Genomic DNA, 15,179 nt, shown 5'->3' on the forward strand with positions numbered 1-15,179 from the left:
TTTTAGTAAGAATAAAAACCTTTTCCGCTTTTTCTTCCAGTTGAACCTGCATATACCATTTGTTTTAAAAGGGGACAGGCTCTAAATTTTGGATCTTCATAATGGGTATATAATACTTTTAATGAATCTAATACCGTATCAACACCGATTAAATCAGCTGTTTCCAGCGGACCCATTTTATGACCAAAAGCATTTTTAAAAATGTTGTCAATTTGCTCTGCAGTTGCCACTCCCTCATACACTAGGGCTGCAGCCTCATTCATAAATAAATGAGATAATCGATTAGATACAAATCCCGCGCTGTCCTTAATTACTTCAATTTCCATTCCTGCTTTATTTAATAACTCACGAACATGCTGAACGGTCTCTTCAGATGTTTTCCATCCCTGTATAACTTCAGCAAAATTTTTCATAGGAACTGGATTCATAAAATGTACACCTATCACTTTTTCAGCTCTATCGGTATATGAACCAATAAGCGTAATCGGAATGCATGAAGTATTCACCATGTAAATACATTTTTGTTTACAAACCTTCTCTAAATTTCTATAAACGATTTCTTTCGTTTTAATATTTTCATCTACATTTTCAATAATAAAATCCATATCTGCAAAATCTTCATAACCTGATGTAATGTCGATATTGGCAACAATTTTTTCAGCATCTATCGTTTTATTAAACATACCTGCTATTTTTAAATTCTTTTTTATCTCTTCCCGTGCAGTTTCAAGAACATTTGAAGAAATATCATATAAAACAACATTATGACCATATTGTGCAAACCTTTGGGCTACACCTTTCCCCATTACACCGGCTCCAATTACACCAATTTTCATGTTAACCTCCAATAGCTTTGAACTTTTTTTATAGTTTTGTAGTAAAATTTATTAATGTCGATATACAAACTACCCCAGTAACATCTCTTGTCTCTCGTTATTTAAATTCTACCAATACATTTACCGTACTTTATAGGGCGGGTTTCCGATTAAAATAATGCGGAAAACCACACTTGACATTAAAAAATAAATATTTACACTAGTTGATAGCAAAGTAAAAAAAACGACAAAACACTTTACCAGTGTTTTGTCGTTATTAGATGTGTATTAATATTACAAAAAATTGTTGCTTTATTAGTAAAAAACGCATAATTCATGAACTTCAGTCGAATCTTTATACCTAATTAAAATGATATTTATCAGTTTCTAAAGTAGTTAATTCATTCCATTTAACGGCTGCCTCTGCTCGTGATTCAACACCAAGCTTAGAAAAAATTGTGGTTAATACTTTCTCTATTGTCCGTTGGCTTAAATGAATTTCTAGTGCAATAGCCTTATTCGTATAGCCATCTCTGACAAAATCTAAAATTTGTCGTTCTCTCTCTGTCAAGTTTATAGATTCTTTAGCTCCAACATTATGTACACACAGCTTTTTAAGAAGCGAAAGTGAAATAATAACTTTCCCTTCAAGTGCATATTGAATTGTATCAATCAATTGTTTTCTACTTTCCGTTTTACTAATAAATCCTGATATCCCCTTGTTTAATAATTCGGGTAAATATTTCTCGATATTATAACCTGTATAAATAATCGTGATTGCTTCAGGATGAATTTTGAGTAACTTTTGAATAAATTGCAGTCCATCCATCCCTGCTAAATTAAAATCAATTAAGTAAATATCATAAAATGATTCGGATAAGTGCTGTAATGCAATACAGGGATCTGTAAACACCACTGCTTGACAGTCTAGTTCAGCTTGCAATATGGCCCGTGTGCCTTCACCAATAGCAATATGATCATCCAATACCATTATTTTCAAAATCCTCACCTATTTTCATAGATAGTTTAATGTTTGTCCCTTGCGGCTGATTTGAACTTATTAAAAATGTCCCCTGATAATACTTGATACGCTCCTTCATCCCCATTAGTCCTATACTTTTCATACAGTCTTGTTGAATATTTTCATCAATATCAATACCAATTCCATCATCCCAATAGTCAATAAAAACTTTTTGTGCTTTGGATGTTAATGAAATATGGACAGACTGTGCTTGTGAATGTTTATTTGCATTGGAGAGCAACTCTTGAATAATACGATAAATTGTAGTGGATTGCTGCAATGATAAACCTTCAATCCTTTGAATATCTACTTTAATCAAGAAGTTAAAACGAATTTTACATTTCTGTATTAACTCCTCTAACGAGCGGTGGAGACCAAGCCTATCGATTAAAGGCGGATATAAATTTTCACAAATTTCTCTTGTATTATCCACAATATCCAGTACTTCTTCACGCAAATGCATAAAAGCCTCTTTGTCATCTTTTTCTTTTGTTGCAGCTTCTTCCATATTACGACTCATATGAATCAAATCTTGTAAAATCGTATCATGTATCTCTGTAGATAACCGTAAACGTTCTTTCTCTGAAGACAAAATCCATAGCCTATTATACCATCGTGGTGCATGCAATTTGTCTAACTTCGTCAGTTGTGCCATAAGTTCATCCAACTTAAGTGAATTATCGATAATGCTTTGAACATAATACAAAAAGAGTTCAAGCATTTTTAAAGATTCGGACGGTATTTTACGAAATTTTGTGTCTGTGATTGCCAACAACTTAGAGTCTACTGTTTCATAGAGTACCAATATGTATTTCGTGTCATGTTTATAAATTAAATTAGGACAAATAGCACGACATTTATGTTCTTCTATATAACCAAGAGATTGTGTTAACTGGTCTTCTATAATCTCAATATCATTCAGCATTAACATTAGATTAAGCTCTTGTTTAATATATTCCATAAGTTTGTCGAAGTTAGTAGCATAATGTGCTGATGATTTAATGAAGCGATAAAAATTGGAAAAATTGTAGTTCTTTAAAGTACTTAAATAGCGAGCATTCCGTACTTCCATACTTTCCTTGTATGACAACAGTAAGATGGAGGAAATAAACGTAATCAAAAAATAAAGACTGTATATGTAAAACGAGCGTACTTCCTCAAGAGATAGTAAAATAAATGAAAGTACCAGACTAAAAGGAATCGCCAATTGTAAATGTGAAAACATGCGATCAAGCGCATATTGTAAGTTAACAAAATTCCCCGCCATTTCTAAGTAAATCAGACAAATAGGGACCACTAACAAAAATAACGCCGTCACATCTGCAGGTAGAAATGGATGCACATTAAAAATTGTTGGAATGCCATAACATAATGCGAACGGTCCGATTCCTAAAAAAAAGATGCAGAATAATGGCTTGGCATAGTATTTAGTATTGCTTTTAGCTGCGACAATAATATTAATCGCTAGTAAGCAGGATAAAATTAAATAGACTGATAGTTCAAATATAATTTGTACTTTAAGAAGATCTTCAATAAAAATACGCGCTATATTTATCACTACAATCATTATACCAATAACAAAAAAAGCATTACGCAACTTTTTTTGAAAAGCATCACTCATTGTTCTTAAAAAATAATTACAGTAGAAAATACAATTCACAATGCTAAGGAAAATCGCTAATGAATTAATAACAATACTAATGAAATCTCCTCGTCCTGCTGCACCTGCACTTATATACGCTAATGCTGTAAACTGTAAATGAAAAATCAAATACTGTTTGTTTTTAGTAAGTATTTGTTTAAATAAAAAAAGACAAAAAGCAGTTGTGATTAAGGTATATAATAACGGCATTATTAATTGCTTTATTAATTGTGCGTTTATATTCTTATTTGAGACGATTAACTTTTCCACTTTTCCTTCATGCCAAATTGTTATGCTATGCGCTTGTGTAATTAGAAAAGGGGATGAAGTATTGGCTGTCAGCTTCATCCCATCTAATTCTAAAACTTTCGTATAGGGCACTATATTTTGAGATGCTGCCCAACTTTCCTCTTCAATCTGTTGAATATACCAACTTTGATCTTGTGATTGAACCAGTGTAATCCCAATTATAGGCCCGCTAACGACAACGGATAAACAATACAATTGTATGAAAAAAGTGAGAAAAAGCGAAATTAAGATTTTAGCTTTTCCTTGTTCCATCTGTTTACGGACGCCAATACATTAAATATGAATCCTTTAATGTTTTCTTTTCACCGTGTTCAAAGGATTCTAAAATTAAACTTTGCTCTAACTCATTTACATTTAAAAGTGAAACTCTTTTTTCTTTTAAAAGATCTAAAATATTGCGATTTTTATGAATATATTGAACGATTTCTAACATATCCTTCACCTCTTAAATATATTTTTTAAATAATGATACATCATGAGTTGGATAAATTTCTTTTAGTAATTCAAGTGCAAGATTACGGTATTTAGACTGTAATAGATGCATGTATATAGATAATCCTGAAGCTTCGATTTGCTGTGGCGTAATGCAAATATTCATTGTTGAATCGCCGTGCTGACTATAATACAAGCGTAATTCATCAAATGCTGAATCTTCATATTGTAATAGATACAATATTGGCAGTGTTCTTTTTTTGTCTTGTAAATCTCTTTGTAAGTTTAATAAGTCGCCATAATCATTATTTAACTGAGCAACCATTGCAATATAGTGTGCACTCATTTCAAGCTTTGCCGTATACTTTCCAGTTGCTAATACTTCTCCGAGCAATGAAGAAAGTGCTATTAACGAGCCAGATTTCTTTTTAACAACAGCTTCATACATCTCTTCAGATGTAATCTCGTTTATTAGGTCATGATGCTGACCATCAACTGCTTGAAGTAAGTAATGGCAAAATAAACGGGTAACCTCACTTTTATAAGGTATTTCCACCTTTTGTAGCTCCAACATAACGATACTAACGAAAGCTGTCGAAGCATTAAGCAATACATTCCCCTCTATCCCCCATTTTGATTCATCACCGTCTTCGATATCATCAACAATATCTGTAAAAAGAATCCAAAGTTCTAAAAGATTAAAAACTTCTTGGATAGATTTCGTTAATATACCGCCATTCAATTGAAAATGTAATTTACTTAAATCACTAAAATCACCACCTTCATGTTGATCTAACAAGTAGGTTAAACAACGGCTAAACTCATCCGATAGTTGATAATTACTGACAATTCGCCTTAATGATTGTTTTATTTCTTCCATCATTCACCTTACCAATTATTTATTTTAATTGCGATTTGGCTTTGAGCTACTTCTAACAATCAAAATGAATAGTTAACAATGCAGATATTCTTGGTGTTTGACTTCGGGTATTTCAAGTAAATATTACTTCCACCTTCAAATAACAAAGAAGTTGTGCTTCCTAGAATGAACAAAAGGCAGCGCACATATTGCTAAGAATTCATTACATTAAACATACTTAATTTTGACTGTTATGTATCACCACTTTCAAACGGCATCAGAGGCATAAATAATAAAGGTGATTTCGCTCTTTTGCATGAATGGAAAAGCCCATCTATTTACAATCTGTTGAAGAGCTAATCAATTAAATTTGTCATCTACGACTCATGACAGTTATCCTTTTTTCCAATCATTAACTATTATACCTAAAATACTAAAATTGTAAATATATTCATAAATATTAATACCTATTAACAATATAATGCATTAATTTACATAATTCCGCAACTATAGTTTCATAAATTTTATTAGTACAAATATAGCAAGAAAGAATTTAAGTAACTCACTATAAATGCTGTATTTCACAAAGGATACGCTCTATTGCAGGTAAAAATAAATTAAAGGAATGTTACACAGTGTAAAGAAGTTTTCAATAGGTGACTGCATTTATTGTTTCTATATGAGGGACAGCCTCAAAATCAGCTATAAACATCAAGACGAGAAAGGCAATATCGCCGGATTTTTTCAGTTTTGGGAAGAAGCTATTCTGGAGACTATAAATACAAGCATTAAAATATTAGTAGAAGATACATTTCAAAGAGGAGGAAATCATAAGGAAATACTTTAAATCTAAGCACAATTCAGTTAGAAGGGCATCAAGAGTGGTCCACTCCTTGATGCCTTTTGTCCATCTGAGCATGTTACCATGCTTTCTACCATCATACAAAGTTAAATTTAGTAAGCGCGGGCAAACCAAACTGTATGTTGTGCTTCTTTCCCACAATGAATGCAAGTATGCTTTGTAACTGGTGGGTTAAATGGTATATTACGAGTTGTAAATTTTGTTTTTTCTTTTACCTTTTCTTCACACGCATCATCTCCACACCAACCCGCTAAAATCCAACCTGGGATTGTTTCATTTTGTTCAGATTGAGCTAAATGCTGTTTTAACTGTTCCATTGAATCGATATGGGTATGCGAGTTGTTTGCACGGAAAGCTTTTGCTTTTTCAAATAGTCGCGTTTGCATCGTTTCAAGTTCTGTTTCTATGCTTTCAACAATTGTGTCTAAAGAAACAGTTACTTTTTCTTCTTCATCACGGGCTTTCATTAAGCTTTGCTGATTTTCTAAATCACGTGGCCCCAATTCAATACGCACAGGTACACCTTTTAGCTCCCATTCATTAAACTTATAACCAGGTGATTGGTCTGAATCATCAAGACGCACACGAATGCCCTTTGCTTTTAACGTTGCAAAAATTTCATCTAATTTCTCGATAATCTTAGTGTTCTTTTTCCACGGACCAACTGGGATTAACACAACTTGCGTTGGAGCGATTCTTGGCGGTAAAACAAGACCTTGTTCATCACCATGCACCATAATAACAGAACCGATTAAACGGGTAGACGTACCCCATGATGTTGTATGCACATGGACATGTTTATTTTCTTTATTTAAATATTTGATATCAAAAGCTTCGGCAAATTTCGTACCTAAATAATGAGATGTCCCTGCTTGTACGGCCTTGCCATCCTTCATCATCGCTTCAATCGAAAATGTATCAACTGCTCCGGCAAAACGTTCTGATGGCGTTTTTTGCCCATCATAGACAGGAATGGCTAACAGTCCTTCGACAACTTCTTTATAAATAGCTAACATTTGCATTGTTTCTTTGCGTGCATCTTCTTCATCGACATGCGCCGTATGACCTTCTTGCCATAAAAATTCTGAAGTACGGATAAACGGTAGCGTTTTCTTTTCCCAACGGAATACATTGGCCCATTGATTGATTAAAACAGGAAGGTCTCGATAACTTTTAATCCAATTAGAATACAAATGTCCAATCATTGTTTCCGAAGTTGGGCGCAGCGCTAAACGCTCTTCTAATTGTTCACCTGCCGCTTCGGTCACCCAAGGAAGCTCTGGTGAAAATCCTTCAATATGATCCTTTTCCTTTTGGAAAAAAGATTCTGGAATGAGCATTGGGAAGTAGGCATTGCGGTGCCCTGTTTCCTTAAAACGCTTATCCATCTCCGCTTGAATATGCTCCCACAGTTCATAGCCGTCTGGTTTAAAGGCAATACAACCACGAACCGGCGTATAATCCATTAAATCCGCCTTTTGTATCGTTTCCACATACCATTTTGAAAAATCATTTGTTTTTTGAGACATCTTCTTTTCCTCCTATTTTGAAAAATCTATTTTGCTTCGGCAAAATTGCATCTGATTTTTTTCGAGCCTGCTCAAATAGCTCCTTTTAAAATCTGTGATACCCACAGGGGCATTTAACTTAATTTGGCATGCATCCATATATTTCGTCTTCATCGCCTAGCTAATGCTAAATCAAGTTCATAAAAAAAGCATAAAGCATCCTAATAAAGGACGTCTTTACGCTAGTTGACGTGGTACCACCTTAGTTCGGCATAATATGCATATTACGCCCTCTAAACGTTTGTAACGAAACGACTCGGTTAGTTGTTAACTGACATCTCCGTGGTAGGGTTCAATAAGAAGGGGTGCTATAGCTCTCAGCCTAGGCTATATTTTCTGTTTCACAATTCTTATTTACTTAGTCACATCATCGATTGTATATGTATACATTAATATACCAATTTGCTAAATGTAATTCAATCATTACGATAGGTAATTGAATGATAAAATATAGTTAGTAATACTACGCTAGCTCTTGTATCATCCTACCCAAGTTCTCCTATTTTTAATAAATGCTTTACTAAAATAAATACCAACATTAAAACATTTTGATGTTTTCATTAAATCAAGTAGAATGAGTTTGAAACACTTATATGAAAGGTGATTATATGCAACGTCAACTAACAGAAAAATTATGGCGTGAAGAAAAATATCGCGTCATGTTCCATAGCCAAAAGCATTACAATCAACTCCGTCTGGCAATGCGCGACATGATGAGCCATGAGCAAATTAAACAATTAATCGAAGTTGCATTACAACAAACGCCAACTGAAGGCAGCATGCGCAATGCCTGTCAGCATATGTGGGGGTATTTCCGTAAAGTAGCCTCAATAGAAGAAAAACGAACATACGAGCAATTGCTTCTTACTTATCAAATACCAGCGCTTCTTTGTTTTTTACAACAATTAGCCATTCAATATAACGTTACTTATTTACGTGAAAGTACTATTTTACAAATACAGTAGCAGTAGTTATTGCCTAAATGCAAGCCTACGAACAAGTGGCTCGCCCTCTAATATTAAGCTCTTAGGAGAATCTATATGAACACCAATAAGGACAACGATGACATTATCTTTCTTACTAATCTAACTGAACGTATAATGCATCCATTTTATAATAAACAAATCGTCTTTACAGGGGCTCTTTCCACGATGACACGCGCAGAAGCTGCAAAAAAAGCACGAGCTTGTGGCGGATTAATGCAAGGGGCAGTCACTAAGGACACCGCTTTTGTTATTCTCGGTCATAACCGACGAGGCAAAAGCACGAAACATTTAAAAGCAGAGCAACTCATCCAACTTGGATACGACATTCAAATTATTGCTGAAGAGGATTTTATTTGGCTTATTTCCATGCAAAAAGAGTATATACCTTCTTCTTTACAATAACTGCTACTTTGAACTAGCGACCTGCCACAAGCTTGACTATGAACACCGTCACCGTATAGACGGAACAAATGTAATCTCCTACATAAAAACACGTTGACCAGCTGCGCATCATCGCATCCAATCAACGTGTATTTTAATGTGATTATTTACTATTTTTGCACTACTGGTGCAGGATAGTCAAAGCCCTTTGTATCCACTTCGACTTTTTTCATGATTTGATCTTCTAATGGCTTATCTGTGGCATCACGTTCCACAGCAACGATTTCATCTACCGTTTCCATTCCTTCAATCACTTTGCCAAATGCAGCATATTGTTTATCAAGATGTGACGCTTCTTCTGTCATAATAAAAAATTGAGAGCCCGCAGAATTTAGGTCGTCGTTTGTCCGTGCCATTGAAATGACACCGCGTTCATGTTTTAAATTATTTTCAAAGCCATTCTCAGTAAACTCACCTTTAATCGAATAATCGGGACCACCTGATCCATTTCCTGAAGGATCGCCTCCTTGAATCATAAAGCCAGGAATTACACGATGAAAAATAAGTCCATCATAAAATCCTTTGTTTACTAAGGAAATAAAGTTTGCCACTGTATTCGGCGCTACTTTAGGTTCTAGTTCAACCACAATTTTTTTATCATCGTTCATTGTAATCGTCACAATTGGATTTTCTTTCACAGCCGATGCATAATCTACTTTTTCTTCCGCTGTCTTCTCCTCTTTTGACGTCCCACAACCCGTCACAATAAAAACTACTGCCATTAGGCTAAAAACAACATACAATACTCTAGATTGTGCCAATAGTCTTTCCACTCCCTATATCAGTTTATTAAAGTATATAACTATGAATTATTCATCACAACTTTAAACTTACAAATGAATAGTAAAAACAGCGATTTCAGGCGGAACCATAAAACGAGCAGCGATTCTAGACGTGCCAATACCTGTATTGACATAAAGCTGCATGCCATTGTCTTTATTAATCGTATAAAATCCATCATCATATTTTTCAGCCAACGACGTCTTTATAGTTTTCATAAAGGGAATCCTTATTTGCCCTCCATGACTATGTCCAGCTAACAGCAAATTAACAGAAGTATCTTGTAAAAGCTCTGCCATATCTGGCTCATGCATCAGTACAATTTCATAATCATACGTATCATCCATTTGCGATAACAATAGGTCTATATCCGGCTTTCCAAGTAAACCATCATCCATTCCTCCGATAAATAGCTTTTTATCATTCGTAACGGGAACCGTAACGCCACTATTATTCAATAATGTAAACCCAGCATTCGTTAATAAATCTTCATATATTTTAAAAGCTCCGCCACCATAATCGCGATTTCCCCATACAGCAAATTTTCCAACCGTCGCGTTAAGTTGCGATAAACTATCAGTGACTTCTTGTTTTTTTGGAAACGTAGAAAAATTTTCGAATAAATCCCCTGTAAACACAATCATATCAGGCGAAATTTGATTAATCTTTTCGACTAAACGATTTAATTGATTGACGGTATATGTTTCACTAACTTGAATATCTGATATTTGAACTATTTTAACTGATGCGCCTTTGTCTTCATTTAAATGATACGAATGAACGACGAGCATCTTTGGTTCAATTTTAAAAGCGTATCCTACAAGTAAACCTATTAATACTACGACTAATAAAACGATTTTTACAACTCTTTTAAAGTTCTTCATTCGACTGCGAATGCCCCTTTCAAACTGATAGGTGCGTATTACGCTCTTTTCACAACGAAAAGGTATTAAAAAAGAACGTGCACCCAACCGATGCTCGCTCTTTGTTTATGTTGATTTAACTAAATCAAACCTTATGGTAAAACGAATATACGAGTCTACTAACACCACTCCATACTGTAAATCATTTTTATCGAAGATGCCATACATTATTACCGAAAAATTGCTAAAGCTATAGGGTTTTAAAGTATCACTTATGTATAATAGAGGAAAGTCATATTAAGGACGTGGTACAATGCGAATCGAAAGAGTCAGTATTCCTAAATCGGCACAGCCTATAATTAGTACATCTAGTAAAGGCGACCAATCAAAATGGCGTATTGGTGACAAATGGGTAAAACAAAATGCTCGTGGCTATGAGGGTCATGCAGAAGTATTGGCGACTCTTGTACTTAGCTGCTCCTGTTTGCCTATCAACCGCTACGTTCAATACTTTCCTTGTGAAATTGAATTACCTGATGGTGAAATGACTAAAGGATGTTATTCATATGATTTTCGTGGAGATTTACAAGAAGTTACACTCGAACGGTTATTTGAGGCAAATTTCACCTCAACTGATGCTATTACTACGGACAAGACACTATCAACAGCAGAGAAATTTCAGCAACTATCTGCACAAATTGAAAGCTTTACAGGGCGTAACGTACGAAAAGAATTGGCACAATTATTTGCTTTTGATGCACTCATTTTAAATGAAGACCGTCATACAAATAACATCCTTTTTTTGTATGACCCTAAGCATAAATCATGGTCACTCGCCCCTATTTTTGACAATGGGCTAAGCCTATTATCTGATGAAAAAGATTATGCACAAGGTAAACCGATTTCCATTTTAAAACGAAAAGTAAAAGCAAAGCCACTTAATTCATCGTTTGCAAAGCAACTTTCACTTTATGACGGCCCACCGTTTATTAATAAAAAGCTTTTAATGGCACGCCTGGAAGATAATCCTTTAGATTTTGGCCGTGCAAAAACCGTTTTACTATCACAACTGAACGACCCTATATTTCAAAAGTTATGGATAGAAGGTGATAATGATGATTGATTTTATGAAATTTGATGTCATGTGGATGGACGAGGTGATTGCTTCCGTAGATTTAAAGCCAGCTAATGGTGGTACACCTTATGTTGTTAATTATATTGAAGATTTCAATAAGCAGTTTTCACCAAACATGGAAGGGCATATTACCCTCGAAGAATTAGAACGTTGGTTGAAATGGCGGACTTTCCCCCCTACTCGTATGAATGCACAGGAACTTCTTGAAAGTCTAGGTTTACAAGCCTATAATCGCTGGGGCATTGTCCGTAAAACACATGGCGTTATGGCAGATGACGAGATTTGGTTACGCTTTAAAGGTGAAACATTGACACATCGAGATGTCTGTTTACGTAAAGATTTATACTACCCTGATTTGGAAACATAATGGAGAATAGCTATTAATTAAGTATTTGGCCAAACTTTGCAATCGCTTTCGAGCAGCCATTTATGCTCGGCTTCAAATATCAGTTCTGTCCATGGGGCATTTTCTGCTATTGCAATAAATATTTTTTTGCAAAAAATATTCTAACCATACAATTTTTAATCCTTGAAATCAGCGAATTAAGTGTTGGATTAAAATGATAACCCTCCACTATAACACCAACGAGATTCTTTTTGATAAACTGGGTGAATATTTGAGATGGAGGGATTCTTATGATAGATCCAAACGAAATAACATATCTTGAAAAAACTTTAAAGCAATTAACAATTACAAATAAAAAACTTTCAACAGATATAAATCATCAAGATTATCGTTTTAAAGATTTACAAAAATATATGGTTGAATATAAAAGTGAACTGGATAAATTTGAAGTGTATAATTACCAACAAACATTAAGTATGATTGATAAGCGAGGTTTCGCTCATGTGACGGAACGTGAGCAGATAAGAAAGCTAATTACCTCTCCATATTTCGGACGATTCGATTTTTTATATCTTGGAGACGACCTTTGTGAGGCAGAAACAATTTATATTGGACGTTTTGGTTTTGCTGATGAAGAAGGAACGCAATTAATTTACGACTGGCGTGCACCCGTTTGCAATATGTACTACGAGTTTGAAATTGGTAAAGCACATTATGTTGCGATGGATAAACAATTTGATGGTGAGCTTATTAAAAAACGTCAGATTAAAATAGAAAATTCTAAACTGCAATATGTGCTTGATAGCTCATTAACGATACAAGATGAAGTTCTTCAGCAAACATTGAATCAGTATGCAAGTGAAAAGATGAAAACAATCGTCACATCGATTCAACGGGAGCAAAATAAGATTGTGCGAAATGAATCCGCACATAATGTCATCATTCAAGGCGTTGCTGGCTCAGGAAAAACAGCTGTTGCTTTACATCGCATCGCCTATTATTTATATAAGTTCCGTGATACGTTACAAGCTGAACGTATTTTTATTTTGTCCCCTAATAAAGTATTCGGCGACTATATTTCTACTGTCCTCCCTGAGCTTGGTGAAGAGCCGATTCGTTCCTTTACTTTGGACGAGTTTACTTCAAATTTATTGCCAGCTACTGTAACATTTACACCATTTGAAGAAGAAACGAAAAGCATTATATCGAATCCAAACAGTGCGTTGGCTACTCGTGCAAAAATCAAAGGAAATTATCAATTTGTACAAAAACTACAAGCTTTTTTGAATCAATTAGACTTGAAGCTTCTTAAAAACGAAAGTATAACCTTTGCTGGTGTAGAACTAAAAGCAGATTATTTACAAGGGCGTTTCCTTCAATATAGAAAAGAGCCGGTTGTCATACGATTAGAGCTTTTAGCAGATGATATTATTCTTGTACTCAAGTCCAAGCGAACTAGAGAAGGTAAATTACCAACTAAAACTGAAATTACAAAGCTCTTAAAAAAGCGTCTCTTGTTTACTTCACCATTGGCAATTTACCGTGCCTTTATTGACACACTTGGCGAAAATATAGTTAAGTTTTCAAAAAGGCGATTTGAATTTAATGATGTCTACCCTTATCTATATGTCCAAATTTATTTTAAAGGAATTAAAAGATATGAGCTTGTCCAGCACTTTGTGTTGGATGAAATGCAAGATTATACTCCTATTCAGTATGCAGTATTGTCTAGTGTGTTTACTTGTAAACGAACAATTATTGGTGATTTTAGCCAAGCGCTTTTGCCGTATGAAACGATATCAAAAGAGGCATTTGCAGCCATGTATAATAATCTAGAATACGTAGAATTAACAACAACCTACCGATCATCGTATGAAATTGCCATGTATGCGAAAAAGTTTATGTTTAATGGTGAAATTCATCCGATTGAAAGGCATGGGAGGGAACCAATTGAATTAATGTATGACACATTAGAACAAATGGTGAAACAAATCCATGAAAATGCGAGGAATGACTATCAATCTACCGCTATTATCTGTAAAACAGAGAGGGATTTAAAAGTGTTGAAAGAGCATTTAAACTTATCATTTACAGTACTGGACGGTCAATCAGAAAAGTTTGAAACAGGGCTACTTTTAACCACAATACAGTATGCAAAAGGACTTGAGTTTGATATGGTCATCATCCCCTTTGTAAACAAAGCTAATTATCATACTGAATTTGATAATGGATTACTTTATATCGCTTCCACACGGGCAATGCATGAATTAATGCTTTTAGTAGACAATAACGCCCCTTCCCCATTACTGTAATGTTTTTAGTATAGCGATGATGGATTCCAAATCTTTCATCGCTATTTTTAATTGAGTAATTAAATCATCCGTTACATGAAAAAAGTCATCTTTAAAGGTGGACGATTGTAATATTTGTAGTAGATTGAAATCTTCTTTCGATTGTTCCATTTCCCGAAATAAATTGGCAATGCTTGTAATCGAGAAGTGTGCACTACGTAACGTACGAATAATTAGCAATTTTTGTATATCGCGCTCAGAATAGATTCTTCGATTTTGTGTGTTTCTCTTTACAGTAAATAAATTGTTCCGTTCCCAATTCCGTAATGTTTCTTCTGTTAACTGAAGCATTGACGCGACAGTTTTGTGGGAAAATGTTTCAGTTGAAGTTGGTTGATTTTGCAATAAGTGTTCAACCGTTTTAACTGCTTTTAAAGCATAATCATATTCTGTTTGCAAAAAGCTTAAATAGGATTGTGCAGCATGTAAACATTCCTTAAACTGTTCGCTACCGCTTAGTAGCACTATTTTTGTGGCTTTTTTCCGCAGATTATTTTGAATAAATTCTTGTCTAAAAGCAAGCCGAGCAATTTTCATTTGTATTAGATGAAGATAAGAATATTCTCTGTAACCATTCTCTTTTCTTGGCACAGGCGAAATAAACTTCCATTCTTCGTAAATTCGAACCGTATTCGGATGAACCTGAACTAGTTGGGCAATTTCACTAGTTCTCATAAAAGACCGCCTCACTAACTAAAGATAGGATGTAATGATATTTAATAAGTATATCAAATGGTAAATGCCAGTGATAACAATAGCTAGGTCAATG

At 34.6% G+C, this 15,179-nt stretch carries 14 protein-coding genes and 1 other annotated feature; of the genes, 5 read left to right on the plus strand and 9 right to left on the minus strand.

Going from position 1 to position 15,179, the window contains the following annotated elements; translation table 11 throughout:
• Window positions 1-2: 2 nt before the first annotated feature.
• From FC748_RS11395 to proS, 6 genes are all read right to left on the minus strand, one after another.
• On the minus strand, window positions 3-836 hold the full coding sequence (locus tag FC748_RS11395; RefSeq protein WP_024361554.1) for a 3-hydroxyacyl-CoA dehydrogenase family protein: 834 nt from the start codon (window positions 834-836) through the stop codon (window positions 3-5).
• A gap of 340 nt (window positions 837-1,176) precedes the next feature.
• Window positions 1,177-1,806, minus strand: a complete 630-nt coding sequence (locus tag FC748_RS11400) for a response regulator (RefSeq protein WP_051147706.1) — start codon at window positions 1,804-1,806, stop codon at window positions 1,177-1,179.
• A complete protein-coding gene (locus FC748_RS11405; RefSeq protein ID WP_024361556.1) occupies window positions 1,793-4,039 on the minus strand; it encodes a sensor histidine kinase in 2,247 nt (748 codons plus the stop codon). The genes FC748_RS11400 and FC748_RS11405 overlap by 14 nt, the downstream gene beginning before the upstream one ends.
• A gap of 4 nt (window positions 4,040-4,043) precedes the next feature.
• Window positions 4,044-4,220: a competence pheromone ComX gene (locus tag FC748_RS11410; protein ID WP_105928920.1), complete on the minus strand. Its 177-nt coding sequence runs from the start codon at window positions 4,218-4,220 to the stop codon at window positions 4,044-4,046.
• Window positions 4,221-4,232: 12 nt separating this feature from the next.
• Complete coding sequence (locus tag FC748_RS11415; RefSeq protein ID WP_024361557.1) at window positions 4,233-5,099, minus strand: class 1 isoprenoid biosynthesis enzyme; 867 nt, start codon at window positions 5,097-5,099, stop codon at window positions 4,233-4,235.
• Between the two features lie 933 nt (window positions 5,100-6,032).
• Complete coding sequence (gene proS, locus FC748_RS11420) at window positions 6,033-7,469, minus strand: proline--tRNA ligase (RefSeq protein WP_108029582.1); 1,437 nt, start codon at window positions 7,467-7,469, stop codon at window positions 6,033-6,035.
• Window positions 7,470-7,672: 203 nt separating this feature from the next.
• Window positions 7,673-7,888, minus strand: a binding site (T-box leader).
• Window positions 7,889-8,116: 228 nt separating this feature from the next.
• On the opposite strand from proS, the gene FC748_RS11425 reads away from it, so the two are divergent.
• Both FC748_RS11425 and FC748_RS11430 read left to right on the plus strand, forming a co-directional pair.
• On the plus strand, window positions 8,117-8,473 hold the full coding sequence (locus FC748_RS11425) for a YbgA family protein (protein WP_107894719.1): 357 nt from the start codon (window positions 8,117-8,119) through the stop codon (window positions 8,471-8,473).
• A gap of 75 nt (window positions 8,474-8,548) precedes the next feature.
• The gene (locus FC748_RS11430; RefSeq protein WP_108029581.1) at window positions 8,549-8,896 is read left to right on the plus strand and encodes a BRCT domain-containing protein; all 348 of its coding nucleotides are present in this window, start codon (window positions 8,549-8,551) and stop codon (window positions 8,894-8,896) included.
• 149 nt (window positions 8,897-9,045) lie between these two features.
• On the opposite strand, the gene FC748_RS11435 is transcribed toward FC748_RS11430, so the two are convergent.
• Together FC748_RS11435 and FC748_RS11440 are read right to left on the minus strand one after the other, a co-directional pair.
• Window positions 9,046-9,657 (minus strand): peptidylprolyl isomerase, encoded by a 612-nt coding sequence (locus FC748_RS11435; RefSeq protein WP_036204821.1) that lies wholly within the window; start codon window positions 9,655-9,657, stop codon window positions 9,046-9,048.
• 108 nt (window positions 9,658-9,765) lie between these two features.
• Window positions 9,766-10,599: a metallophosphoesterase gene (locus tag FC748_RS11440; RefSeq protein WP_024361562.1), complete on the minus strand. Its 834-nt coding sequence runs from the start codon at window positions 10,597-10,599 to the stop codon at window positions 9,766-9,768.
• A gap of 292 nt (window positions 10,600-10,891) precedes the next feature.
• On the opposite strand from FC748_RS11440, the gene FC748_RS11445 reads away from it, so the two are divergent.
• The 3 genes from FC748_RS11445 to FC748_RS11455 all read left to right on the plus strand — a co-directional run bounded on the left by FC748_RS11445 (window position 10,892) and on the right by FC748_RS11455 (window position 14,371).
• A complete protein-coding gene (locus FC748_RS11445) occupies window positions 10,892-11,701 on the plus strand; it encodes a hypothetical protein (RefSeq protein ID WP_105928921.1) in 810 nt (269 codons plus the stop codon).
• A complete protein-coding gene (locus FC748_RS11450; RefSeq protein WP_227665417.1) occupies window positions 11,691-12,080 on the plus strand; it encodes a hypothetical protein in 390 nt (129 codons plus the stop codon). Before FC748_RS11445 ends, FC748_RS11450 begins: the two co-directional genes overlap by 11 nt.
• A 269-nt stretch (window positions 12,081-12,349) precedes the next feature.
• Window positions 12,350-14,371 (plus strand): HelD family protein, encoded by a 2,022-nt coding sequence (locus tag FC748_RS11455; RefSeq protein ID WP_108029580.1) that lies wholly within the window; start codon window positions 12,350-12,352, stop codon window positions 14,369-14,371.
• Here the strand turns inward: FC748_RS11455 and FC748_RS11460 are convergent.
• Window positions 14,363-15,085: a MerR family transcriptional regulator gene (locus FC748_RS11460; protein ID WP_024361566.1), complete on the minus strand. Its 723-nt coding sequence runs from the start codon at window positions 15,083-15,085 to the stop codon at window positions 14,363-14,365. The genes FC748_RS11455 and FC748_RS11460 overlap by 9 nt on opposite strands.
• Window positions 15,086-15,179 lie beyond the last annotated feature (94 nt).

The sequence above is a fragment of the Lysinibacillus sphaericus genome (genome assembly GCF_005217585.1).
Classification (GTDB): Bacteria; Bacillota; Bacilli; order Bacillales_A; family Planococcaceae; genus Lysinibacillus; species Lysinibacillus sphaericus.

What these genes read in the sequence shown, in the direction of transcription:
- FC748_RS11395 (WP_024361554.1), bottom strand. Translation starts at nt 836, where the DNA reads ATGAAAATTGGTGTAATTGGAGCCGGTGTAATGGGGAAAGGTGTAGCC.
- FC748_RS11400 (WP_051147706.1), bottom strand. Translation starts at nt 1,806, where the DNA reads ATGGTATTGGATGATCATATTGCTATTGGTGAAGGCACACGGGCCATA.
- FC748_RS11405 (WP_024361556.1), bottom strand. Translation starts at nt 4,039, where the DNA reads ATGGAACAAGGAAAAGCTAAAATCTTAATTTCGCTTTTTCTCACTTTT.
- FC748_RS11410 (WP_105928920.1), bottom strand. Translation starts at nt 4,220, where the DNA reads ATGTTAGAAATCGTTCAATATATTCATAAAAATCGCAATATTTTAGAT.
- FC748_RS11415 (WP_024361557.1), bottom strand. Translation starts at nt 5,099, where the DNA reads ATGGAAGAAATAAAACAATCATTAAGGCGAATTGTCAGTAATTATCAA.
- proS (WP_108029582.1), bottom strand. Translation starts at nt 7,469, where the DNA reads ATGTCTCAAAAAACAAATGATTTTTCAAAATGGTATGTGGAAACGATA.
- FC748_RS11425 (WP_107894719.1), top strand. Translation starts at nt 8,117, where the DNA reads ATGCAACGTCAACTAACAGAAAAATTATGGCGTGAAGAAAAATATCGC.
- FC748_RS11430 (WP_108029581.1), top strand. Translation starts at nt 8,549, where the DNA reads ATGAACACCAATAAGGACAACGATGACATTATCTTTCTTACTAATCTA.
- FC748_RS11435 (WP_036204821.1), bottom strand. Translation starts at nt 9,657, where the DNA reads ATGGCAGTAGTTTTTATTGTGACGGGTTGTGGGACGTCAAAAGAGGAG.
- FC748_RS11440 (WP_024361562.1), bottom strand. Translation starts at nt 10,599, where the DNA reads ATGAAGAACTTTAAAAGAGTTGTAAAAATCGTTTTATTAGTCGTAGTA.
- FC748_RS11445 (WP_105928921.1), top strand. Translation starts at nt 10,892, where the DNA reads ATGCGAATCGAAAGAGTCAGTATTCCTAAATCGGCACAGCCTATAATT.
- FC748_RS11450 (WP_227665417.1), top strand. Translation starts at nt 11,691, where the DNA reads ATGATGATTGATTTTATGAAATTTGATGTCATGTGGATGGACGAGGTG.
- FC748_RS11455 (WP_108029580.1), top strand. Translation starts at nt 12,350, where the DNA reads ATGATAGATCCAAACGAAATAACATATCTTGAAAAAACTTTAAAGCAA.
- FC748_RS11460 (WP_024361566.1), bottom strand. Translation starts at nt 15,085, where the DNA reads ATGAGAACTAGTGAAATTGCCCAACTAGTTCAGGTTCATCCGAATACG.